A 23,320-nucleotide genomic window follows, 5' to 3' on the forward strand; every position below is an offset into this window, starting at 1 on the left:
GAGAGCGTCAGGCGAAGTAGACGCCAATCCGGTTGCCGTCGATCTCCTCGATCCGGATGTCGATGTCGTAGACGTCGCGGAGCATGGCCTGCTGCATGATCTGCCGCGGGCTGCCCTGGTGGACCAGCCGGCCGTCCTTCATGGCCAGGATGGTGTCCGAGTAGCAGGACGCGAAGTTGATGTCGTGGACCACCAGGACGATGGTCTTGCCCAGGTCGTCGGCCAGCCGGCGCAGGAGCCGCATCATCTCCACCGAGTGCTTCATGTCCAGGTTGTTCAGCGGTTCGTCCAGGAGCAGGTACTGCGTGTCCTGGGCCAGCACCATGGCGATGAACGCCCGTTGCCGCTGCCCGCCGGAGAGCTCGTCCACGAACTTGTCCGCCATGGGTGTCAGGTCCAGGTGGGCGATGGCCTCCTCCACCTTGGCCAGGTCCTCAACGGTGGGCCGGCCGCCTGAGTGCGGGAACCGGCCGAAGGCCACCAGGTCGCGCACGGTGAGGCGCATGGTGAGGTGGTTCTCCTGCCGCAGGATGGCCATGGTCCGGGCCAGCTCCCGGCTGTCCGTGGAGGCGATGTCCAGCCCAGCCACGGACACGGCGCCCTCCTCCAGCGGCTGCAGCCGGCTGATCAGCGAGAGGAGTGTGGATTTCCCGGCGCCGTTGGGTCCGATGATCGACGTGATGCCGCCCTGCGGAATGGTGCAGCTGACGTCCTCGAGGACCGCCTGGCCGCCGTAGCTCTTGGAGACGTTGCGGACCGCGATGGTCATTTCAGGGAGCCTTTCAGCAGGAGGTAGAGAAACAGGATGCCGCCGGTGAACTCGATGACCACGCTCAGGGCGGTGCCGAAGCCGAACACCTTCTCCAGGACCAGTTGCCCGCCCACCAGGGCAATGGCGCCGATGAGCACAACGATGGGCAGCAGCCAGGTGTGGCTGAACCCGCGGCACAGCTGGTAGCCCAGGCTCACCACCAGGAGGCCGAAGAAGGTCACCGGCCCCACCAGCGCGGTGGACACGGCCACCAGCAGCGAACAGCCCAGCAGGACCAGCATGACCGTCCGGCGGTGGTCCACGCCCACGTTGATGGCCACCTCCCGGCCGAGCGCCAGGACGTCCAGCGTGTGCCGTCCGCGCCATACTGCTGCGCAGACGGCGGCGATGATCCCCGCGGAGACGCCCAGCAGCGCCGGGTCCACGTTGTTGAAGGATGCGAAAAACAGGTCCTGGAGGATGATGAATTCGCTGGGCTCCATGAGCCGCTGCAGCAGCGAGGAAAAGCCGCGGAACAGGCTGCCCAGGATGACGCCCACCAGCAGGAGCAGGTGCAGGGAACGTGTTGCTCCGGTGAACATCCAGCGGTACAGCAGCGCGCTGAACACCACCATCAGGATCACTTCGACGGCGAACTGGAGGGTGGGCGGGGCTGCCACCACGGACGCGGCCCCGAGGGTGAAGGCCAGCACCGTCTGGATCAGGATGTACAGGGAATCGAAGCCCATGATGGACGGCGTGAGGATCCGGTTGGCGGTGACCGTCTGGAACAGCAGCGTGGACACGCCCACAGCCACGGCCACCAGCAGCATGGCGGCCACCTTGATGGCCCGGCGCGGGAGGATGTAGCCCACGTTGCCTTTGAGTTCGAAGAACAGGAAGAAGCAGACGACGACGGCGGTCAGCGCCAGCAGGATCCCCAGGACCAGGCGCGGCGAGGCGTTCCTGATGCGGCTTCGGAGCGTGGGCTTGGGGACAAGGCTGTGAGCCGTACGGGGTTTGGTGGCGAGCGCTTCAGGCATTGCGCTTCCTCAGGATCAGGACGAGGAAGAGGATGGCGCCCAGCACGGACATGACCATTCCCACGGGGACCTCGTAGGGGTAGCGGATGGTGCGGCCGATGATGTCGCAGACCAGCACGAAGGCGGCGCCGAACAGGGCGGTCCAGGGAACCGCGCGGCGGAGGTTGTCGCCGAAGATGAGGGACACGATGTTGGGCACCACCAGGCCGAGGAACGGCACGGCGCCCACCGTGGTGACCACGACGGCGGAGATCAACGAGACGATGACGAGTCCCAGGCGCATGGTGCGGGCATAGTTCAGGCCCAGATTGGTGGTGAAGTCCTGGCCCATGCCGGCCACCGTGAACCGGTCGGCTGCCAGCAGCCCCACCAGCATCAGCACGGCGACGATCCAGAGCAGCTCGTACCGTCCGCGGAGGACGCCGGAGAAATCTCCGATCATCCAGTTGCTCAGGGTCTGCAGCAGGTCGTAGCGGTAGGCGAAGAATGTGGTGACGGCGGCGATGACGCCGCCCAGCATGATGCCCACCAGCGGGATAAGCAGGGTGTTGCGGGCCGGCAGCCGGCGCAGGATGGCCAGGAACAGCGCCGTGCCCAGCATGGCGAAGGCACTGGCAACCAGCATTTTGGCCAGCACGGGAGCGGAAGGCGCAAAAACTGTTACCACCAGGATCCCGAGGGTGGCGGACTCGACCGTTCCCACCGTGGACGGCTCCACGAAGCGGTTGCGGGCCATGAGCTGCATGATCAGCCCGGCAACGGCAACGGCCATCCCGGCCAGGAGCACGGCGAGGGTCCGAGGCACCCGCGAAACCCAGAAGATCTCCACCGTGGCCGGGTCCGCGGCCAGCAGTGCCGGAAGTGACACGTCGCTGACGCCCACGAACATGCTGGCGGCGGCGAGGGAAAGAACGGAAACTGCGGCCGCAGCCAGGCCCGCATGGTGGCGGGCCTGGCTGCGGGTTGCCGGCGCGGCGGGGCGCACGGCGGTGGCGGTCATGGCGTGTTAGCTCAGGAGCGGGGCTTTAGGCCACGGATTCGGCGACGGCGTCAACCATTGCCTTGACGTTGTTCAGCCCGTAACCGATGACGTACCAGCCCATGGGGTCCAGGTTGATGACCTTGTTGTTCCTGACGGCGTTGGTGGACTGCACCAGTTCGTTGTCGAGGATGGGGTTGGCGGCAGACGCCTCGGCACCGACGGCGCTGTCGCGGTTGATGACGTAGAGGATGTCCGGGTTGGCCTGCTTGATGTACTCGAAGGAGATGGCTTCACCGTGGCTGCCGTCCACCTTCACGTCAGCGGCCGTCGGTACGCCCAGGACGTCGTGGATGATGCCGAACCGGGAGCCTGCGCCGTAGGCCGTCACTTCGCCGCCCGAGGTCAGGACGATGAGGCCCTTGCCGGCAGTCGCTGCCTTGGCCTTGGTCTCGGACACGGTGGCGTCCACGGCCGCGAGCTGCTCTTCCACTTCCGCGGACTTGTCGAAGATGGTTCCCAGCTTTTGGGCCTGCGTCTTGAAGCTTTCCATCGGGTTGGCCGCATCGATGGACAGGTCGATGGTGGGGGCGATCTTGCTCAGTTCCTCATATGCCCCGGCGGTGCGGCCGGAGATGATGATGAGGTCCGGGTCGCCGGCGCTGACGGCTTCGAAGTCCGGTTCCTTGACCGAGCCGATCTTGGTGTACTTCGCGTCCGAGTACTTGGACAGGGCCTCCGGGTACTGCGCTTCAGGAACGCCTGCAGGCTCCACGCCCAGCGCGTCGAGGGTGTCCAGCACACCAAGGTCGAAGGTGAAGACCTTCTTTGGGTTGACCGGCACGTCGGCGGTGCTGCCCTGCGCGTGCTCCACGGTGATGGTGGCGGCTTCCTCAGCGGGCGTGGCGGTCGCGCTTCCGCCGCACGCGGTCACGGTCAAAAGAGCTGCTCCCGCAGCCAGTGCCCCCAGGTAGCTCGACAGCTTCTTCTTCACGTTTTTTCTCCACTCAGGTAATACGTCACAACTCTGTTGCCTAATAGGGCTGAGCCTATAAGTAAGGAAAGGCTAACTTCAAAATGAGAAGGGCGGATTGGGGCCAAAGTGGGGGACATCACACAGGACGACGCCGGCACCTGGGAAAGTGCCGGCGTCGTCCTTGTGCAGTGCGTCGTGGAGTGGGACCTTGGGTCAGACGGGGGTGCGCGCCACCTCTGCCTGCCGCTCCTCCACCAGGGTGGAGACGGCGTTGAACAGCGGGTGGCCGGGCTCCAGGCCCGTGATCCTGGCGGTTGCGTCCGCCGGGCCGGCCGAGGCGAGGATGGCAGCCAGCTCCGTCACCTCGACGTCCGCGGGGTCGTTGAAGCGCAGCGCCGCGGCGATCGCACCGAGGAGTGCCTCGGGTACCACGCCGCGTTCGGCGAGCTCGGCCGCGGGCCCGATAAACCGCTCGTGCCTGCTGAGTTTCCTCAGGGGTGCCCGGCCCACCCGATTCACTGTGTCCGGCAGGTAAGGGTTGGAGAACCGGACCAGGATCTTCTGGACGTAGGCTTCCTGCTCGTCGTTGCTGAAACCATGCTTGGACACCAGCAGCTGCTTGGTCTCCTCCAGCACCGCGCGGACGTCCTCGGCAACATCCTGGTCCGCCATGGCATCGGAGATCTTTTCCAGTCCGGCCTCGAACCCGAAGTAGGCGGCAGAGGCGTGCCCGGTGTTCACCGTGAACAGCTTCCGCTCAATGTACGGCGAGAGCTCGTCCACGAAGGTGGCACCCGGAATCACCGGGGCCGCCCCCTGGAACGCTGTCCGGTCGATGACCCACTCGTAGAACGTCTCAACCGTGACATCCAGGCCCTGGCCGGCTTCCTGGTTGGGGACGATCCGGTCCACCGCGGTGTTGGCGAACACTGCCTTGCCGTCCAGCGCCCCGGCGGCGGCCCCCGGCTGGGAAGCCACTTCCTTGGCCAGGATGTCCGTGGCGTTGATCGCGTTCTCGCAGGCCATGACCTGCAGCGGAGCGAGTTCCGCGCCCCTTGCAACGATGCCCCGGGCGATCACGGGCGCCACGAACTTCAGGACGTGCGGGCCCACCGCGGTGGTGACGATGTCCGCCGTCGCGATCTCTTTGACGAGCTCCGCTTCCTGGGTGTTGGAGTTCAGTGCCCGGAAGTTGTTGACCGTCCGCACCGCGGGATTCTCCCCCACTTCGTGGACCGCGTAGCTGTCCGCCGCCGCCAGTTGCCCGATCAGGGCGTCCGCGACGTCCGCGAACACCACCTCGTAGCCGGCGTCATGCAGGAGCAGGCCCACGAAGCCGCGGCCGATGTTTCCGGCACCAAAATGTACTGCCTTCACTATGCGTTGACCTTTCCGAAGAGCTCCAGGACTTCGTCCTCGGACGTGGCAGCCTCCAGCCGGGCCACCTGTTCCTTGTTGGTGAAGACCTTCGCGATGGAGGACAGGATGTGCAGGTGTTCGTTGTTGATGCCGGCGACACCCACCACGAATTTGACCTGCTTGCCGTTCCAGTCGATGCCTTCGGGGTAGCGGATCACCGACACCGCGGACTTGCGGATGTGGTCCTTCGCTGCGTTGGTCCCGTGCGGGATAGCGAGGTAGCTGCCCATGTAGGTGGACACCGATTCCTCGCGTTCGTGCATGGCCGCGATGTAGCCTTCATCCACTGCGCCGCGGGCCAGCAGGAGCCGGCCGGCTTCGTCAATGGCGGCGTCCCGGGTGGTGGCTGAGCCGGTGAGGATCACGCTCTCGCGGGCGAGGATTTCGGAGTTGCCTGCTGCCTGGGTTTCAGCGGTGCCGGCAGCGGTTCCGCCGGCTACCGTTCCTGCCGCTACCGCCGTTGCGGGGCCGGATGCGGAGGCTCCGCCGGGCGTTCCCGCACCGGCGTCCTGCCCTTCGGTTGCCGCGGCGCCGCCGGTGTTGCTCCCCCTGACCAGCTCCACGATTTCGTCGTAGCGGGGGCTGTTCATGAAGTTGTCAACGGAGTAGTGCACGGCACTTGAAGTGGCGGGCTTGGCGCGTTCGGTCAGGTCCTGGTGCGTGACCACCACGTCGTAGCTGTCGTTGAGGTTGGCGATGGAGGCGTTGGTGACCTTGACGTCGGGGAAGCCGGCCGCCTTGATCTTGTTCCGCAGTACGGAGGCGCCCATGGCACTGGAGCCCATGCCGGCGTCGCACGCGAACACGATGTTCCGCACCGGTCCGGCGAGCACGCCCACGCCGCCGCCGGCGGCAGCACCTGCGCCGGCACCCGTGAGGGTGGAAGCAACGGAGCTCTTCTTGCCCTTCATCTGCTCCATGCGCGAGGTGGCATCGTTCAGGTCAACCTCATCGCTGTGCTTGGTGGTCTTCATGATGACCGAGGCCACCAGGAAAGACGCCGCCGTGGCAAGCAGGACCGCCAGGATCACGCCCACGTAGCTGTCCCGGGAGGTCTGGGCGAGCACCGCGAAAATGGAACCCGGCGCGGCAGGCGCCACCAGGCCGGAGTTGGTGATGGCGAGCGTGGCGATGCCCGTCATGCCGCCGGCGATGGCCGCCAGGATGAGCAACGGACGCATCAGCACGTACGGGAAGTAGATTTCGTGGATGCCGCCGAAGAAATGGATGATCGCGGCACCCGGAGCGGAGGCCTTGGCGGCGCCGCGGCCGAAGAACATGTACGCAAGCAGGATGCCCAGGCCCGGACCGGGGTTGGCCTCCAGCAGGAACAGGATGGACTTGCCCTGCTCCAGGGACTGCTGCACTCCAAGCGGCGTCAGCACGCCATGGTTGATGGCGTTGTTGAGGAACAGCACTTTGGCCGGTTCGATAAAGATGCTGGTCAGCGGGAGCAGGCCGTTGTTCACCAGGAACTGCACCACGTTCCCGGCCCCGGCGCTGAAGGCGGACACCACCGGCGCAATTGCGTAGAAGCCAAGCATGGCCAGCAGCGCGCCCCAGATACCGGCGGAGAAGTTGTTGACCAGCATCTCGAAGCCGGGGCGGATCTTGCCGTCCCAGATCGAGTCGATCTTCTTCATGGTCCAGCCGCCCAACGGGCCCATGATCATGGCGCCGATGAACATCGGGATGCCGGCGCCAACAATCACGCCCATGGTGCCGATGGCACCCACCACGCCGCCACGGACGTCATAGACCATCTTGCCGCCGGTGTAGCCGATCAGGAGCGGCAGCAGGTACGTGATCATCGGCCCCACAAGGCCGATGTTCTTCACACCGTCCGTCTCGCCGAAGCCACCCAGCTGGGGAACCGGCAGCCAACCCTTTTCGATGAAGAGGGCCGTGATAATGCCCCAGGCGATGAAGGCACCGATGTTGGGCATGATCATTCCGGACAGGAACGTCCCGAATTTCTGGACGCCAACCCGCATGCTGGTGCGGGGTTTTGCAACTGTCTCTGTTGCCATGTGATTTCCTAACCGTCATTCCTGCTGCTCCGCAGGATGGTCCGTTGATTACGACGACGTACTGCTGGTGGAACGGGGGTACCGCCAAAGTGGTGCTGGCTCACGCCGGGCTGGTGGAGATCCGGTGCAGCCATTCGAGGAAGAGTTTGAGTTCCGAGCTGGAGAGCTGGTCTGAGTGCGAGGCCTGAAGTGCGGCGTTCAGGGCGATCGCAGCCACCACCACCGAGGACTTCCCGGTGTCACCCGGGGCCGTGCCGCTGGCGGGCTCGGCGGACACCGCGAAAATCATGGCGTCCCGGGTCATGGTGGACAGTTCGAGGTTCCGTTCGGAGGCGGGCTCCGCAATCAGCATCAGCGTCACGCCCACGTTGGCCGCCAGGATGGACCTGGCCGCTTCCCGTGGCTGGACGTTCAGCTGGCCCGCCGCCGCTGCCTTGTTCAGCATCTCCTCCATCAGTGCCTCGGCATCGGCAACGATGGCGGGGCGGCTTTCCGGGCGGATGTTGCCGAACATCACCAGGTACAGCTCCGGCTGGTTGAGCCCGAACTGGACGTGGTTGTCCCACATTCTCCGGATATCCTCGAGCGGCTGTCCGGAGGGGGCGAAATCCCTTTCGCCCGCGACATATTCTTCGAATCCCGCGGCGACGACGGCGTCGAAAAGACCTTCCTTGTCACCGAAGTGGTGGTACAGAGTGGGAGCTGTAACCCCCGCCAGCTGCGTGATCTGGCGGGTGGAGACGGCTGCTCCCCCGGAGTTGGCAAGCAGCTCCGCGGCAGCACGCAGCAGCCGCATCTTGGGGGGAAGCTGGCCATCCAAACTCATAACCGCTACCCTAGCACCTATAGCATTGCTATATGAACTGAATCACATACAATTTTTTCAGGCACGTTTCCCGCCTCCGGACGTAGCAGTCCCTGGTGGACCCGGCACGGCGCCGGTTATCCTGACGCGCCTGGCTACCGGCAGAGAATGAGGACCTTCAGTGCAGAACTTCCCAGGAGTAGGCGTCAGCCCAGGCCGCGTCATCGGCACCATCCGCCAGATGCCCAAACCGATCAGCGAACCTCCCGCCGGCGAACAGCTCCCGGCAGGCACCACGCCAGAGGAAGCCACTGCCGCACTGAAAGCGGCCTCCCAGGCCGTGCACGACGAACTCAAGGCCCGCGCGGCCCACGCCACGGGTGACGGCAAGGCCGTCCTGGAAGCCACGGCCCTGATGGCCAAGGACACCATGCTGATCAAGGGTGCGGCCAAACTGGTTGCCCGCGGAACCTCCGCAGAGCGTGCCATCTGGGAGTCCGGTTCCTCCGTTTCCGAAATGCTTCACAACCTCGGCGGCTACATGGCCGAGCGCGCCACCGACGTCCTGGACGTCCGCGCCCGGATTGTCGCCGAGCTGCGCGGTGTGCCCGCGCCGGGCATCCCGGCCTCGAACACCCCCTTCATCCTGGTGGCCGAGGACCTGGCGCCCGCCGACACCGCCACGCTGGACCCGAACAAGGTCCTGGCCCTTGTCACCGCAGGCGGCGGCCCGCAGTCTCACACCGCCATCATCGCCCGGTCCCTCGGCCTGCCCGCCGTTGTGGCCGCAGTCGGCGTGGATGAACTCCCGGACGGCACGGAAGTGTACTTGGACGGCGCAGCCGGGGCTGTGACTTCCGAGCCTGACGAGCCCCTTCGCGCTGCAGCAGAGGCCTGGGCGGCCACGGCTTCCCTGCTGGCCGAGTTCAGCGGCACGGGAGCGACGGCGGACGGCCACCTGGTCCCGCTGCTCGCCAACGTGGGCGGCGGCAAGGATGCCGAGGCGGCCGCCAAACTTGGCGCCCAGGGCGTGGGGCTGTTCCGCACCGAGTTCTGCTTCCTGGAACGGGACACCGAACCCAGCGTTGAAGAGCAGGCCCTCGCCTACAAGAAGGTCTTTGATGCCTTCCCGGGCAAGAAAGTGGTCCTGCGCACGCTCGACGCCGGCGCCGACAAGCCGCTGCCGTTCCTGACAGACTCCACGGAGCCCAACCCTGCCCTGGGTGTCCGCGGCTACCGCACGGACTTCACCACGCCCGGCGTGCTGGACCGCCAGCTGGAAGCGATCGCATTGGCGGAGAAGCAGTCCGAGGCGGACGTGTGGGTGATGGCACCCATGATCTCCACCGCCGAGGAAGCCGCGCGCTTCGCCTCGATGTGTGCGGACGCCGGCATCAAGACTCCCGGGGTGATGGTTGAGGTTCCCTCGGCAGCCCTGACCGCGGAAGCGATCCTCCGGGAAGTGGGCTTCGCCAGCCTGGGCACCAACGACCTCACGCAGTACGCCATGGCGGCGGACCGCCAGCTTGGCCCCCTCGCCAACCTGAACACGCCGTGGCAGCCTGCCGTCCTGCGCCTGGTGGGGCTGACCGTTGAAGGGTCCCGTGCGGAAGGCAACAACAAACCCGTGGGCGTCTGTGGTGAGGCCGCGGCCGACCCCGCCCTCGCCGTCGTCCTTACCGGGCTGGGCGTGGCCACCCTGTCCATGACCGCGCGTTCCCTCGCGGCCGTCGCCGCGGTCCTGAAGACGGTGACGCTGTCGGAGGCTCAGCAGCTGGCCAAGCTGGCGCTGTCCGCACCGAGCGCCACCGAGGCCCGGGCCTGGGTCCGGGAGAAACTGCCGGTCCTGGAAGAACTCGGTCTCTAAACCGCCAGCGCGGCCATCAGGCCGTGACGCCGAACCCGTCCACCGCCCGGACCCAGCCGCTGATTGTTTCGGCGGCGGTCTCCGGCGCGGTGTACTGGACGACGTGGCCCTGCCCCGGAATCTCCGCCACCGTTCCCTGTGGAGCGGCCGCCGCCAGCGTGTCACACCACGGGCGGCGGGCAATGGGGTCCTTGCCGCCGCGCAGCACCAGCACCGGCTGGTGGACCGCGGCCAGTTTCTCCTCCAGCGGGTACTCCATCATCACCGGCAGCTCCGTCAGGTACCACCGCGGGCCTGCACGGAAATAGTCACCGAACACGATGATGTTGGAAATCAGCGATTCACTGAACAGTGCGTCGCGGGTGAGCGCCAGCGCCTGCGCAGCCACCGACTTCCGGGCCGTGTCCACCACGGGGCCCATCAGGACTGCCCCGGCCACCAGGTCCGGTGCCTGCAGTGCCATCTCCACCGCGAACTGGGCGCCCATGGAATGGCCCACCGGCACAACGCTCCGGACCCCTGCTTCAGTGAGGACGCCGGTCACGAACGCGGCGAAGTCAGCCACCTGCAGCTGCCGCCGGGGACGCGTCGACGCACCAAATCCCGGCAGGTCGAAGGAGTAGACGTCCGCGCCCTTGGCCAGTTCCAGGTGCAGCCGGGCAAGGTAGCGGTGGGAGACCCCGATGCCATGCAGCAGCACGTAGGCGGGCCTCGCACCGGTCCGCGGCGCAGCGCCCGCAGGCTCGGCGGAAGCGTACAGCCGGCCCTGCAGGCCGTTGTATTCCACGTCGCGGCCGCCACTCAATACCATCAGCCGAGCATACCTCCCGCGGCGGCAGGGCCCGGGTAGGCTGAAATGATGGCACTGATAGCTCCCCGGATGACAGGCGCCCTTCCCCCGGAAGACGCCCAGAAGCTAAACCAGGCACTCGCGGGCAGCGATGACATCACCGTTTTTGTGGATGGCACCGTCCACCGGCTGCCGCCCCTGGCGAGGGACGCCGTCGTCGATCTCCTCCACCGGTTCAGCCGCGGCGAAGCGGTGACCGTCAGCAGCGTTGAGGAAATGCTGACCACGTCCAAAGCCGCAGAGCTCGCCGGAATTTCGCACACCTACCTGCGGAACATGACGGACCGCGGCGAAATCCCGGTGGAGTACCGGGGCAGCCACCGGCGCATTCCCCTGGCCGCCATCCTGGCCTGGCTGGAGCGGCAGAAAGTGGAGCAGCAGAAGAAGGATGCCCGGAAGAAGGCCGGCGGCCAGGAAGCCCCGGACCTAGAGGTTCGGGAAGGCTAGATCCTGGGGCGGGCCGACCAGCGGCGCATCTTCAACGCGGCATGGAGCTCCAGGCGGGGCAGCCCCTTGAGCGGGTCCACACCCAGGAGCTGGCGGATCCTGCCCAGCCGGTTGTAGATGCTGCTGCGGTGCAGGTGGAGCTTGGCGGCCACATCCTGGACTGACCCGTCGTTGTCATACAGGAGCTCCAGGACCGGAATCAGTTCGCCGTTGCGGTCGTGGTCCTCCAGCATCCGGAAGTAGACGGAGCCTGAGTCTGCCCAGGCACCAACCCCTCCCCCCGCCGAGGCCAGCAACTGGTAAACCCCCGTGGCCCGGCAATCCACCAGTTCTCCCAGCTGCGGGTCCACCGCCGCAGCCTGCGCCGCCATCTTTGACTGCCGGTACGCCTCGGCCAGCTGGCGGGTGCGCCCGAAGCCTTCACTGATGCCCAGAATGATGCGGTGGACCGGTCGGCCTGACCGTTTGGCCAGCTCCAGCTGGTAGTGCACCAGGACCTGGGCGTGGTTTGCCCGCCCCGTCGATTCGCGGAACAACACCACCGAATGCGTTTCGGTGCCGGCACTGAACAGTACGGCGTCCACCCCCACCGTGGCCTGCAGGGCAGTTGAGCGGTGAATCAGCGTGGAAGCAATCGGATCCGGCCCGGCCGCCCAGCCGTCCGCGTCCAGCACCGTGACCACCTGCCACGGCCCCCGGCCCTGGACTTCCTTCCACCCCGCCACGGCGGCCACCGCGTTGGGTTCGCCGGCGCACGCTGCCAGGAACTCACGCTCGCGAGCGCGCCGGTACTCGGACTCAGCGGTGTTGGAATCGAGCAGCAGCCCGGACAGCATCTCCAGTTCATGGTTAACGCCCGGCAGCTGGGTGAGGATCGCCGTCGGGCTTTCCTCCACGCTGTCCTGCTGCACCCACAGGTACCCCACGCGGAAGCCGCGCACCATCAATGGAACGCACACCCGGCCCAGCATGCCCAGGTCCTCGTTGGCGGGAACCACCACAGGCCGGACGGCCGTTGCGATGCCGTGCGAGAGCTGCCACGCGCTCACGTCCGCCGGCACCTTCTTGCTCAGCAGAAAGTTCACACGCACGCGGTCAGCGTGCGACTGGTTGGAGCTGTAGGCGAGCAGCACACCGTCCAGGTCCTCCAGCGAAAGCCCGCGGCCCAGCTTCTGCGCCACCTGCTCCACGAGTTGCTCCACACCCTGCTGCTGCATGGGCCAACAGTACTGCCTCTGAAGCTGCCGAGCCGAACGGACAGGAGGCGACACCTGACGCTCCGGGACTCGACAAATGTCGATCCCGCCCCAGCAAAAACCGCGGAATCACGCGGTTCCCCTCCGGTTCCCGCACTGCAGCCATGTCAGCTGGCTCACAACCGCATTTATCGTGGAAATACAGAATCCTTCCGCACTTTCCGGCTGATCCGGCCGAGAACCTGGAGCCCACGATGATCATCGGCGTCCCCAAAGAAATCAAGAACAACGAATTCCGGGTGGCCATCACCGCCGCCGGTGTTCACGAGTTCCGCACCCACGGCCACACCGTCCTGGTGGAGCGTGGCGCGGGCCTCGGTTCAGGCATCACCGACGAGGAATACTCGATTGCCGGCGCCGAAATCGTGAACGAGGCGGACGACGTCTGGGCCCGCGCGGACATGGTGATGAAGGTCAAGGAGCCCATCAAGGCGGAGTACCACCGGTTCCGCAAGGGCCTGATCCTCTTCACCTACCTCCACCTCGCGGCCGAGCCCGAACTGACCCGGGAGCTCATCAACTCCGGCGTCACGGCCATCGCGTACGAAACCGTCCAGGAAGGCCGGAGCCTGCCGCTCCTCGCCCCCATGTCCGAGGTTGCCGGCCGCCTCTCCGTCCAGGTGGGCGCCTCCTCGCTGATGGCCCCCGCCGGCGGCAAGGGCATCCTGCTGGGCGGCGTTCCCGGCGTCCGCCCCGCCAAGGTAGTGGTCCTCGGTGCAGGCGTTGCCGGCACCAACGCGGCAGCCATGGCCCTGGGCCTCGGCGCCGACGTCACCATCATGGACATCAACATCCACCGCCTCCGCGAACTGGACGCCCAGTACCAGGGCCGGCTCAAGACCGTGGCCTCGAACAAGTACGAGATCGAAAAGTCCGTGGTGGATGCCGACCTGGTGATCGGCTCCGTCCTGATCCCCGGTGCCAAGGCGCCCAAACTGGTCACCAACGACCTCGTGGCCCGCATGAAGCCCGGCTCGGTCCTGGTGGACATCGCCGTGGACCAGGGCGGCTGCTTCGAGGACACCCACCCCACCACGCACCAGGAACCCACGTACAAGGTCCACAACACCATCTTCTACTGCGTGGCCAACATGCCCGGCGCCGTGCCCAACACCTCCACCTATGCGCTGACCAACGTCACCCTGCGCTACGCCGTTGCCCTGGCAAACCTGGGCGTCAAGGCCGCCTTCGACCGGGATCCCGCCCTGGCCGCAGGCCTCAACATCGCCGCCGGCCACGTGGCGCACCACTCCGTGTCCGAGGCCCACAACCTGCCGCTCGTAGCGGACTGGCACGAACTGGTCTCTGCGTAGCAGTCCTACGCCAGTTCGCGTGCTTGTTCAATGATTCTTAAGGACTCAATGGCATCCTGAGGGTCTACGGGGAGGGGCAGGCTGGAGGCCGCGCCGCCGTCGAGGATTTTGTCCGCGAGGAGCCGGTAGAACTCGGGATAGGCGCCGCGCTCGGTGGGCAGGGCGTCCAGGTGGCCATCACGGCCCAGGAGCCCTGCCCATTCCGGCGCTTCCACGCCGTACTCCTCGTCCAGCGGGCTGCCGCCGGCCACGATATAGGGTTCCTGGGGGTCCACTCCGTGCTTGGTATAGCCCCCGACGGAGCCGAGGACGCGGAACCGCGGGGCCTGCTGGGCGCACAGCATGTTCATCGTGAGGTGGCTCAGCACCCCGGTCTCGTGCCGCAGCACCAGGAACACGTCGTCCTCAGCGCGCTCGTCCGACCTTCGCGCCCGCAATTCCGCGTGGACCACTGATGCCGGGCCGAAAAGCTGGAGGGCCTGGTCGATCAGGTGGCTGCCCAGGTCGTACAGCGCACCGCCCCCCTCGGTCGCCGTGGCGCGTGCCTTCCAGGCTTTCGCGATAATCGGGGACCAGCGCTCAAAACGCGACTCGAACCTCGTCACGGTACCCACAGCCTCCACCGCCAGCAGCTTGCGCAGGGTCAGATAATCGCCGTCCCACCTGCGGTTCTGGAAGACCGTCAACACCCTGCCAAGTTCCCCGGCGAGCTCAACCAGTTCCCGGCCCTCGGCGCTGGTGACCGCGAACGGCTTGTCCACCACCACGTCCAGCCCCGCCTCCAGGGCGGCTTTGGCCAACGGGTAATGGGTGGCCGGAGGTGTTGCCAGCACTACGAGGTCCAAGTCATCGGCGCGCTTCAGCACGGCCGGACCGTCCGGCACCGTCTTCACCCGCGGAAAGCGGGCCGTGGCAGCCGCCTGCCTGCCGCCGTCGGACGTGGCGATAATGTCCAGGGAGTAACTGCCGTCCGACGCGATCAGCGGCGCATGGAAGACGCTCCCTGCCAGGCCATATCCGACGACGGCGGTACGGATGGTTCGCGGTGCAGCTTCAGTCCCGGTCATGGGACTACGCTACTCCGCAGCTCCCCTCAGTGCCCTGCAGATACTGCTGGCTTCTAGTGATCCCCCCTGCAGGAGTCCTTCAGAGCAGGAGATCCACATTGTCCGCCCCAACGAAACAGGCAAAGGCGGCACCTCCCACCAACAAGCCGGCAAAGCCTTCGCCCCAACTGTGCTCACGCAGGGTTGTTCGGCTCACCAGCATTATCGGGACAAGCACCAGAAGATAAGCACAAAGGGGTCCGAATACAGCAATTCCCCAAAGGGCAGCAAAAGTAAGAACCGAGACGTGCGCTGATGCGTTCAGTTTGAATCTGGCAACCGCCAACGCTGAATTGCCGGCGGCCAAGCCAACGACCGTTGCAGAAACAGGCGCCGGTACCTGCAACAAGACGCAGGCGGCGGCACCCATCAGCGTCTGGACGACTACCACTTTGGTTCGCCACTCAAGCGGCAGACCCAAAGCGCCAGCGAAAAGGGGAAACTTTTTGTACGTCACACCAGGGAGGCCGACGATTGCTGCCGCAAGGATCATCGAGCCGATCACCCCGAGCCGCGCTTCGAGCGCTCCCAAGAGGACCACTGCCAACAGCACCAAGGCTGGGGCGAACATTCTCGAATAGGTGGCCATCAACAAAATCATCACCGGAAGCATATCCGGCATGCGAAGGCCGGCACCCCTGGCTTCAGGGATGCCGGCCTTTGCGTCAATGCGGCTGGAAGCCTACTTCTTTTCCCAGCCCAGCGTGGTCCAGTCCGGAACCTGGGACAGGCTCTGGAACAGGGACGGGCCGTAGTTGGCCAGGCCGGTGCGGACGAAGGAGATCTGCGGGCCGTTCATGACCACGCCCATGGAGAAGTACTTGGCCATGTGCTCCTTCTCAACCTCCATGGCCGCCTTGTTGCGCTCCGCGTTGTCCTCGATGGAGGCGAGGTCGGCGATCTTCTTGTCCAGTTCTGCGTCACCGAGGCCGTTTTCGTTGGTCTTGGAGTCGTAGTACTGCTTGACCGCCGACGTGGCGTCCGCGCCAACCGTGTAGCCGGAGACGCTCATGTCGAATTCGCGGGCGCCGATGACCTTTCCGAAGTCGGCGGAGGCGCGCTGGTCAATGCCCACGTCCATGCCGCCGGCCTGAAGCTGCTTCTGCAGGGTCTGGGTGAAGGCGAGAGTGGTGGGATCGTCACCGAAGTTGCTGATCTTGAAGGCTGCGGGCTTGCCGTCCTTCTCCATGATGCCGTTGGCGTTCTCGGTGTAGCCGGCGTCGGTCAGGACCTTCTTGGCGGCTTCCGGGCCCGTTTCCTTGACCGGGTAGTTGTCCTGGTAGTACTCCGAGAAGGGCAGGAGCATCATGGAGCCGGAGCTGGGCTCTTCCCAGTTCAGGCCGTTGAAGCGGACCTTGCGGAGGGCTTCACGGTCCACGGCGGCGAAGATGGCCTTGCGGACGGCAACGTCGGTGACCCGCTGCGCATTGATGTTCATGCCGCCGGCGAAGAGGCGCTGACCGCGGCGGACCTCGGAGTTGCTGGTGCCCTCAAGCTGCTTGTAGAGCGCGATGGTGTTGGCGGACATGGCGTCGATCTCACCGTTTTTGAAGGCCGCGATCTGGGCGCTGGTTTCCAGCTGGCGGAAGGTCACACTCTCCAGCACCGGCTTGTTGCCCCACCACTTCTCGTTGGGGACCAGCGTCACGGTCTTGGCGGCGGCATCGTACTGGTCCACCTTGAACGGGCCGGCCATCCATTCAGGATGCATGTTGCCCACAAAGCCTTCGTTGAAGATCTGGGGCGAGTTCACGGCAGGGTGGATCAGGCCGAAGAAGAGGTCTTCCACCGGATACACCGGCTGGGTCATCTTGACGATGACTTCCTTGTCGCTGCTGCCGGCTTCCACGGACTCCACGAATTCGTAGGCGCCGGAGCTAACGATGTCGTAGCCCGCATCGGGGCTCTTCAGGATGTTCCAGGTGTTCTGGAAGGCCTTGATGTCGATGGGCGTGCCGTCGTTGTACGTGGCCTTCTCGTTGACCTTGATGGTGATGGTCTGCTTGCCGTCCACCACCTCGCTGTCCACGGACTCACAGAAGTCCGGGTTCGGCGTCGCCTTGCCGAGGAAGTCCACCTTCCAGCAGCCGCCGATGCCGCCACCGCTCACAGCCACCGGGTTGATCGGCGCCATCAGGGCGGAGTTATCCGAGCTGTTGCCGTTGTTGGAAAAACCGTTGAAGTCCGGGCCGATGCTTCCCAGCGGAAGGGTGACCTTTCCGCCCTGCTCAAGATCGGCTGCCGGCTTCTCGTTGATGCTGATGAGCTTGGACAGGTCGCTGCCTGCCTCCTGGCCTTTGGCCGTCTCGGGCCCGGTGGCACCGCCACCACCGCCACAGGCCGTCAGCGCCAGAGTTGCAGCAATGGCCGCAGCTCCGCCGATCCTGGTCAGATTCCTCATGGTTTTCCCTTCGTTGTTGCTAGTGGTGGTGCTTGTGATGGGTCGGATAATCCTAGGGCGCATGGTGGTCCGCCGGCTCGTGGACCACCAGCATGTCTTCGTCCAGTTCCCCGTCCGGGAAAAAGCAGGCAAAGCGCTGGTCCGGAGAGGGTACAGGAGCCGCTTCCAGGGCCTGCGTGGCCGCCGATGGTGCGACGGGTTCCAGCGGCGGCTCCAACGTGAGGCACTTTTCCTGCTTCGCCGGCGGAAGTGCAGCGAAGACGGGACACCGCGTGGCGAAGTTGCAGCCTTTCGGCGCATCCAGGGGCGAGGGCAGGTCGCCCTGGAGGATGATGCGTTCGCGGGTGCGCTCCAGCTGGGGATCGGGTACCGGGATGGCGGAGAGGAGGGCCCGGGTGTAGGGGTGGCGCGGGTTGTCGAAAACCCGGTCCACCTCGCCGATTTCCACGATCTTGCCCAGGTACATGACGGCTACCCGGTTGGAGATGTGCCGGACCACCGAAAGATCGTGGGCCACCAGGAGGTAGCTCAGGCCCAGCTCGGCTCGGAGCTTGTCCAGGAGGTTGATGACGCCTGCCTGGACGGAAACGTCGAGGGCGGAGACGGGCTCGTCCAGCACCACCAGCTTGGGGTTGACGGCAAGCGCCCGGGCTATCCCGATCCGTTGCCGCTGCCCGCCGGAGAACTGGTTGGGGAAGCGGTTGACGTGGTCCGGCTGCAGTCCCACGAGCTTCATCAGTTCCATGATGCGTTTCCTGATGGCCGGCCTGTCCATGCCCACGTTCTGGAGCGGCTCGGCGAGCACCTCGTAGACCGTGAACCGGGGGTCCAGCGCCCCGGTGGGGTCCTGGAACACCATTTGCAGTTCCCGCCGCATGGCGCTCTTGGTTTTGGCATCGACGGCCTGCTTGTTGCTGATCCCGCCGATCACCACCTCGCCGTCCTGGTCCTTGTGGAACTCCATGATTTCCAGGAGGGTGGTGGTCTTTCCCGAGCCGGACTCCCCCACGATGGAAAAGCATTCACCCTCGCGGATATCAAAGCTCAGGCCGTCCACGGCCTTGACGGTGCCGATGCGGCGCTTGAACAAAGCACCCCTGGTCAGCGGGAAGTGCTTGCGGACATCCTTGAGCTGCAGCACGGTTGAGCGTTCGGTCCGGGGGATGGAGTCGAAGCGCGACACCGGAACCGGCGGGGCGGCAAACACGTCCTGCACGTCTACGTCTGCGCCCCCGAGCGATTCCGCCTTGATGCACGCGGCCCGGTGCTGGACCCCTCCCGCCACCGGGGCCAAAGCCGGTTCCCCGGCCAGGCAGGCGTCCGAGACCAGCGGGCAACGCGGAGCGAAGGAGCAGCCGGTGGGCTGGTGGAGCAGGTTGGGCGGCATACCCTCAATGGGCACCAGGGACGTCTTTTCCGCCACATCCACCCTGGGAACCGCGCCCAGCAGCCCCATCGTGTACGGCATCCGCGGGTTGTAGTAGATCTCGTCAACCTCGCCGGTCTCCACCGGCTTGCCGGCGTACATCACCATGATCTCGTCGGCCATGCCAGCCACGACGCCCAGGTCGTGCGTGATCATGACGACGGCGGCGCCCGTTTCCTCCTGCGCCCTGTGGAGAACCTCCAGGACCTGCGCCTGGATGGTGACGTCCAGGGCCGTCGTCGGCTCGTCCGCAATGAGGACCCGCGGATTGTTGGCAATGGCAATGGCAATCATCACGCGCTGGCGCATGCCGCCGGAGAATTCGTGCGGGAAGGCTCGCAGCCTGTCCTTGGGGCTGGGGATTCCCACCATGGCCAGGAGTTCGACGGCGCGGGCTTCTTTGGCCTGCCTGCTCATGGTGGGGTTGTGGATGGTGAGCGCTTCGGTGATCTGGGTGCCCACGGTGTAGACGGGCGTCAGGGACGAGAGGGGGTCCTGGAAGACCATGGCCAGCTCGTTGCCGCGGTATTCGCACATGGCCTTGTCACTGAGGCCCAGCAGTTCGCGGCCCTTAAGCCTCACGGAGCCGGAAATCTCGGCCGTGGCGGGCAGCAGCCCCATGATGGCCAGGGACGTCACGGATTTTCCCGAGCCGGACTCCCCCACGATGCCCAGCGTCTTGCCGGGCAGGAGGTCAAAGTCAACACCGCGGACGGCATGCACCACGCCGTTTTCGGTGTTGAAGCGGACGTTGAGGTCCCGGACGGACAGCACGGCATCCGTTGCCGCGTGGAGCCCGGCGATGTGCAGCCGCTCAACCGGCCCGGTGGACTCTGCCGGCCCGGCAGTGGTTTCGCTGCTCATGACGCCTTCTTCTTCATGGTTGCCGTCTCTGCGCTGATTCTCCGGGCTTTGGTTTTCCTGGCTTTGCCCGAGGAACTGGAACTGGGGTCGAAGGCATCCCGCAGGCCGTCGTTCATCATCGCCAGGGAACCGGTGAGGAGGAACATCACCGTCAGGGGTACCCAGAACATCCAGGGGAACGTCTGGACCTGGGAGGTCGCACCGCCGATCAGCACGCCGAGGCTGACGTCCGGAACCTTGATGCCGATGCCGATGAAGGAAAAGGCGACTTCCGCAAGGATGGCTCCGGTGACACCGCGGGTGATGTCCAGAACCAGCAGGGAGCCGATGTTGGGGACCAGGTGCCGCCACACGATCCGGCGCGGCGGGACGCCCATGTACTGGGCTGCCTTGACGAAGTCCCGCTGCATGAGCGACATGGACAGCGAACGGATCAGCCTGGCCGTTCCCATCCAGCTGAAGACCAGCAGGACGATGATCAGCAGCAGCCAGGAGGGCAGGTCCCGTTTCAGGCCTTCCCCTCCCCCGCTGGTGGCAACCGCCACCACCAGCAGAGCGGGCATCATGATGAGCGCTTCAAGGACAAAAAGCATCACCTTGTCCACCTTGCCGCCAAAGTACGCCATGGTGCACCCGTACACGGCGGCGATGAGGACCGACACCAGGCCCACGATCAGGCCGATCAGGATGGAGATCCGGGTTCCTTCCACAGTCATCGCATAGAGGTCGATGCCAGCCTGGGAGGTGCCCAGGTAATGCTCCGCCGACGGCGGCATCCCAATGTTGAAGGGATCGATGGTTTCCTTGTCCCACTGCGTGAAGTAGCCGCCCACAAAGGAGAAGAGCGTCAGGGCAAGGAAGATGGCGAGGCCCGCCACGGCGGTTTTGTTGCGCATGAAGCGGCGGAAGATGATCGTGTTCTTGCCGATCACCACATCGGCGTTTTCCAGGTGCGCGTCCTGCGCAGCGGCAGCGGGGTCGACGGCATTGAGGTTGGTCATGGCTACTGCACCCGCACTCTGGGGTCAACGAGGGTTGTGGCAAAATCAGCCAGGATGGCCCCCAGGGCGAAAATGACGGAACCGTAGGCGAGCGTGGCAGTGGCCGCGTTGACGTCCTGCAGCGAGATGGCATCGATGCTCCACGAGCCGACACCGGGCCAGGCGAAGATTTTCTCCGCGAAGAAGCCGCCGGCAAAGATGGCCGGGATGGTGAAGGCGATGCTTTGGGCAACGGGAATGAACGAGACGCGGAGCGCATGCCGGGTGATGGCCTGGTTGCGGGTGAGCCCCTTGGCGCGCGCGGTGCGGACAAAGTCGGCGTTGACGTTGTCCAAAAGGTACTGGCGCTGCGCTATTTGGTAGGAACCCCAGCCGACCAGCGTGATCGCTATGGTCGGAACCGCGTAGTGCGCCAGCATGTCCACGAACTGCTCCCACCCCGGTTCCATGCCGGGAGTGGAAATGCCGGTGACGAAGAAGATCCGCTGGCCTACTGTTTCGTTGATGTTGATGGCGCCCAGCTGTACGAGGAAGTATGCGATGGGGGCGGGCACAATGTAGGCGAGGTAGCTGTAGGACGTGATCACGCGGTCCTGGAACTTGTACTGCCGGGCGGCCGAATAAACGCCCAGGGCCACGCCGATGATCAGGGTCAGAATGATGGACGCGAGGAACAGCCGCGTGGAGATCCATACCCGGTCACCGAATTCGGCATTGATGAACGCCCCATTGGGGCTCCTGCCCCAGTCCCACCTTGTCACGATGGCGGTCAACCACTCAACGTACCGCTCCCAGGGGCTGAGCTCCGGGTCCAGACCCTTCAGGCGCATGGAAGTGGCCACCTGCTCCGGCGTCGGACGCGGAATGCGCTCCTGTTCCAGCAATGCCGGCTTGAGTGTACTGACGGCAAGGAAATATCCGGCCGACGTGGTCAGGAAGATCATGACCAAATAGGTGATGCCGCGCCTGGCGAGGTACTTGAGCATGGTGTGCGCTACTTCGGATTCGCCGCCGCGCGCTGACTGAAGTGGCACGCTTGCTTCCGCCGGCGTGCCGGAGTGCGGGACAGTTCAACAATCACGCGCAGGATCCTTCCGTCTTCCCGGGATTGGCGGGGGTTGTGCCGCCTCACCGGGTGTTGTGCCAGCGGGTAGCTGGCTGTCCCGCAGCCTTGGCAGGGCCGTCCTGACGGACTATGTCGCGGGTCACATTTCTTGAGGAAACTATCACAAGCCTTGAGCCAAAACGTGGGTAACCGCAGGAAAGCTACCCGCGCGTATCAGATTGTTATGAAGAATTCTGTGAAGTCCATATGACTGGACGCCGCGGCTCCGTCCGGCGTAATCTACGCGTCTTTGACCACCCTTGTGACAAGGTCGGCCCAAGAGGCGGCCAGCCTTTCCGGGGCCACGCCGCGGTCCCGTACCAGGTGGAGGAGCCGCTCCGGATCCAGCGTTGCGCTCAGGGACCCTGCCATGAGCCAGGGGTCCGAGTCGAAACCCGCCTCGCGCAGGAGCACCTCGATGTGCCGGTGCCACAGCGCCGCGGCCGGCACGTCAAACCGGCCCCGCGAGGCGTTCTCAGCGGCAAGCACCAGGTCGCCGAACTCCACCACGTAGGCGATCCGTTCAGAACCGAACGCGATCAGCCGCTCACGTCCGGGCGCGCCGGGACCCAGCGGAGGAGGTCCAAACAGGAACCGGGCCTGGAACGCGGATTCGGAATCGTCGAGCAGCGTCAGCATGAGCCCGGCCCTGCTGCCGAAGCGGCGGAACACTGTGCCCTTGCCTACGCCCGCACGTTCCGCGAGGCGGTCCATGGTCAGGCCTTCGGCCCCGCATTCCGATATCAGTTCACGGGCAGCCGCCAGCAGGCGTTCCCGGTTCCGGACGGCATCACTGCGCTCGGCGGGCGTTGCCGGCGTCATTCCCGGCCGTAGTGGGATGGAGCTCACAGCCACATTCTAGCCCCCGGGAATAATAAGCGGACCGTGGTCCGTTTAGTCTGGTGAAGGCATGACAAGCCTCAGCTTCAACCGGCACGCGGCCCCTCCCGCTGCCCCTACCCCAGGAGTATTCATGACTAAGAGCACCGTCCTCACCCTCGTCGGCAGCCTGCGCGCCGGGTCCACGAACCAGAAGCTGGCCGAGGCCATCCAGCTGAACGCCCCCGAGCAGGTGGAGGTTGTCATCCACGACAGCCTGGGCAACATCCCCTTCTACAACGAGGACATCGACGTCGAAGGCCAGGTTCCTGCCGCCGCCGCCGCCCTGCGTGCGGCTGCCAGCGAAGCCGACACCGTCCTCCTGGTGACCCCCGAGCACAACGGCACCGTTCCCGCAGCCCTGAAGAACGCCATCGACTGGCTGTCCCGCCCCTTCGGCGCCGGAGCCCTCGCCGGCAAGCCCACGGCCGTCGTCGGCACTGCCTTTGGCCAGTTCGGTGGCGTCTGGGCGCAGGATGAGGCGCGCAAGGCCGCCGGCATCGCCGGTGCCCAGGTCCTCGAGGACGTCAAGCTCGCCGTTCCCGGGTCCATGGTCCGGTTCGCCGAAATCCACCCCAAGGATGACGCCGAGGTTGTGGAGCAGATCAAGGGCGTGTTCGATGCCCTTGCCGCCGCCGCTCCCGCAGCCTAGGCACACCCGCCGGCGCCCGGTACGCAGCTACGCGTACCGGGCGCTGCTGCATCCGGGTACTGCCGTGACCAACTCTTGTCCCAACCGGTACCTCACGGACACACTCCGCCGGAAAGGCCAGCCGTAACGTTAATCCACGGAACGTACCGG

The 23,320-nt window shown here is 65.5% G+C and carries 20 protein-coding genes; 4 read left to right on the plus strand and 16 right to left on the minus strand.

The genetic code is table 11. The annotated features are described in order from the left end of the window. Window positions 1-7: 7 nt before the first annotated feature. The 7 genes from B5520_RS15625 to B5520_RS15655 form a co-directional block, all read right to left on the minus strand. Window positions 8-769: an iron ABC transporter ATP-binding protein gene (locus tag B5520_RS15625; RefSeq protein ID WP_079598002.1), complete on the minus strand. Its 762-nt coding sequence runs from the start codon at window positions 767-769 to the stop codon at window positions 8-10. Further along, window positions 766-1,794: an iron chelate uptake ABC transporter family permease subunit gene (locus B5520_RS15630; RefSeq protein ID WP_079598003.1), complete on the minus strand. Its 1,029-nt coding sequence runs from the start codon at window positions 1,792-1,794 to the stop codon at window positions 766-768. Before B5520_RS15630 ends, B5520_RS15625 begins: the two co-directional genes overlap by 4 nt. Beyond that, window positions 1,787-2,794 carry an ABC transporter permease gene (locus B5520_RS15635; protein WP_079598004.1) on the minus strand — a complete coding sequence of 336 codons (1,008 nt, stop codon included), beginning with the start codon at window positions 2,792-2,794 and terminating at the stop codon, window positions 1,787-1,789. Before B5520_RS15635 ends, B5520_RS15630 begins: the two co-directional genes overlap by 8 nt. A gap of 25 nt (window positions 2,795-2,819) precedes the next feature. Further along, the gene (locus tag B5520_RS15640) at window positions 2,820-3,767 is read right to left on the minus strand and encodes a siderophore ABC transporter substrate-binding protein (RefSeq protein ID WP_079598005.1); all 948 of its coding nucleotides are present in this window, start codon (window positions 3,765-3,767) and stop codon (window positions 2,820-2,822) included. Between the two features lie 195 nt (window positions 3,768-3,962). Next, window positions 3,963-5,126 (minus strand): mannitol-1-phosphate 5-dehydrogenase, encoded by a 1,164-nt coding sequence (locus tag B5520_RS15645; protein ID WP_079598006.1) that lies wholly within the window; start codon window positions 5,124-5,126, stop codon window positions 3,963-3,965. Continuing rightward, window positions 5,126-7,198, minus strand: coding sequence for a PTS mannitol transporter subunit IICBA (locus B5520_RS15650; protein ID WP_079598007.1), 2,073 nt, complete (start codon window positions 7,196-7,198; stop codon window positions 5,126-5,128). Before B5520_RS15650 ends, B5520_RS15645 begins: the two co-directional genes overlap by 1 nt. 100 nt (window positions 7,199-7,298) lie before the next feature. Beyond that, the gene (locus B5520_RS15655; RefSeq protein WP_079598008.1) at window positions 7,299-8,024 is read right to left on the minus strand and encodes a TetR/AcrR family transcriptional regulator; all 726 of its coding nucleotides are present in this window, start codon (window positions 8,022-8,024) and stop codon (window positions 7,299-7,301) included. A gap of 160 nt (window positions 8,025-8,184) precedes the next feature. Here B5520_RS15655 and ptsP point away from each other — a divergent pair, with 160 nt between their 5' ends. After that, on the plus strand, window positions 8,185-9,870 hold the full coding sequence (ptsP, locus tag B5520_RS15660) for a phosphoenolpyruvate--protein phosphotransferase (protein ID WP_079598009.1): 1,686 nt from the start codon (window positions 8,185-8,187) through the stop codon (window positions 9,868-9,870). Window positions 9,871-9,886: 16 nt separating this feature from the next. Here ptsP and B5520_RS15665 read toward each other — a convergent pair whose 3' ends face one another. Next, window positions 9,887-10,681 (minus strand): alpha/beta fold hydrolase, encoded by a 795-nt coding sequence (locus B5520_RS15665; protein ID WP_079598010.1) that lies wholly within the window; start codon window positions 10,679-10,681, stop codon window positions 9,887-9,889. Between the two features lie 48 nt (window positions 10,682-10,729). On the opposite strand from B5520_RS15665, the gene B5520_RS15670 reads away from it, so the two are divergent. Continuing rightward, window positions 10,730-11,167, plus strand: a complete 438-nt coding sequence (locus B5520_RS15670; protein WP_079598011.1) for a helix-turn-helix domain-containing protein — start codon at window positions 10,730-10,732, stop codon at window positions 11,165-11,167. Here B5520_RS15670 and B5520_RS15675 read toward each other — a convergent pair. Further along, on the minus strand, window positions 11,164-12,384 hold the full coding sequence (locus B5520_RS15675; protein ID WP_079598012.1) for a PucR family transcriptional regulator: 1,221 nt from the start codon (window positions 12,382-12,384) through the stop codon (window positions 11,164-11,166). The genes B5520_RS15670 and B5520_RS15675 overlap by 4 nt on opposite strands. Before the next feature lie 233 nt (window positions 12,385-12,617). On the opposite strand from B5520_RS15675, the gene ald reads away from it, so the two are divergent. Next, window positions 12,618-13,736: an alanine dehydrogenase gene (gene ald / locus B5520_RS15680; RefSeq protein WP_079598013.1), complete on the plus strand. Its 1,119-nt coding sequence runs from the start codon at window positions 12,618-12,620 to the stop codon at window positions 13,734-13,736. Window positions 13,737-13,741: 5 nt separating this feature from the next. Here ald and B5520_RS15685 read toward each other — a convergent pair whose 3' ends face one another. From B5520_RS15685 to B5520_RS15715, 7 genes are all read right to left on the minus strand, one after another. Continuing rightward, entirely contained in the window at window positions 13,742-14,803 is a 1,062-nt protein-coding gene (locus B5520_RS15685) for a Gfo/Idh/MocA family protein (RefSeq protein WP_079598014.1), read from the minus strand. A gap of 79 nt (window positions 14,804-14,882) precedes the next feature. Continuing rightward, window positions 14,883-15,464 (minus strand): hypothetical protein, encoded by a 582-nt coding sequence (locus tag B5520_RS15690; RefSeq protein WP_079598015.1) that lies wholly within the window; start codon window positions 15,462-15,464, stop codon window positions 14,883-14,885. A gap of 60 nt (window positions 15,465-15,524) precedes the next feature. Continuing rightward, the gene (locus tag B5520_RS15695) at window positions 15,525-17,243 is read right to left on the minus strand and encodes an ABC transporter family substrate-binding protein (protein ID WP_079598016.1); all 1,719 of its coding nucleotides are present in this window, start codon (window positions 17,241-17,243) and stop codon (window positions 15,525-15,527) included. Window positions 17,244-17,295: 52 nt separating this feature from the next. After that, window positions 17,296-19,533 carry an ABC transporter ATP-binding protein gene (locus B5520_RS15700; protein ID WP_079598017.1) on the minus strand — a complete coding sequence of 746 codons (2,238 nt, stop codon included), beginning with the start codon at window positions 19,531-19,533 and terminating at the stop codon, window positions 17,296-17,298. Then, entirely contained in the window at window positions 19,530-20,534 is a 1,005-nt protein-coding gene (locus tag B5520_RS15705) for an ABC transporter permease (RefSeq protein WP_079598018.1), read from the minus strand. The genes B5520_RS15700 and B5520_RS15705 overlap by 4 nt, the downstream gene beginning before the upstream one ends. A gap of 2 nt (window positions 20,535-20,536) precedes the next feature. Continuing rightward, window positions 20,537-21,520 carry an ABC transporter permease gene (locus B5520_RS15710; protein ID WP_079598083.1) on the minus strand — a complete coding sequence of 328 codons (984 nt, stop codon included), beginning with the start codon at window positions 21,518-21,520 and terminating at the stop codon, window positions 20,537-20,539. Between the two features lie 359 nt (window positions 21,521-21,879). Then, a complete protein-coding gene (locus B5520_RS15715; protein WP_079598019.1) occupies window positions 21,880-22,488 on the minus strand; it encodes a TetR/AcrR family transcriptional regulator in 609 nt (202 codons plus the stop codon). 124 nt (window positions 22,489-22,612) lie between these two features. Here B5520_RS15715 and B5520_RS15720 point away from each other — a divergent pair, with 124 nt between their 5' ends. Beyond that, window positions 22,613-23,170, plus strand: coding sequence for an NAD(P)H-dependent oxidoreductase (locus B5520_RS15720; RefSeq protein ID WP_079598020.1), 558 nt, complete (start codon window positions 22,613-22,615; stop codon window positions 23,168-23,170). The last annotated feature ends 150 nt before the right edge of the window (window positions 23,171-23,320 follow it).

The organism is Arthrobacter sp. P2b (assembly GCF_900168295.1).
Lineage (GTDB): Bacteria > Actinomycetota > Actinomycetes > Actinomycetales > Micrococcaceae > Arthrobacter.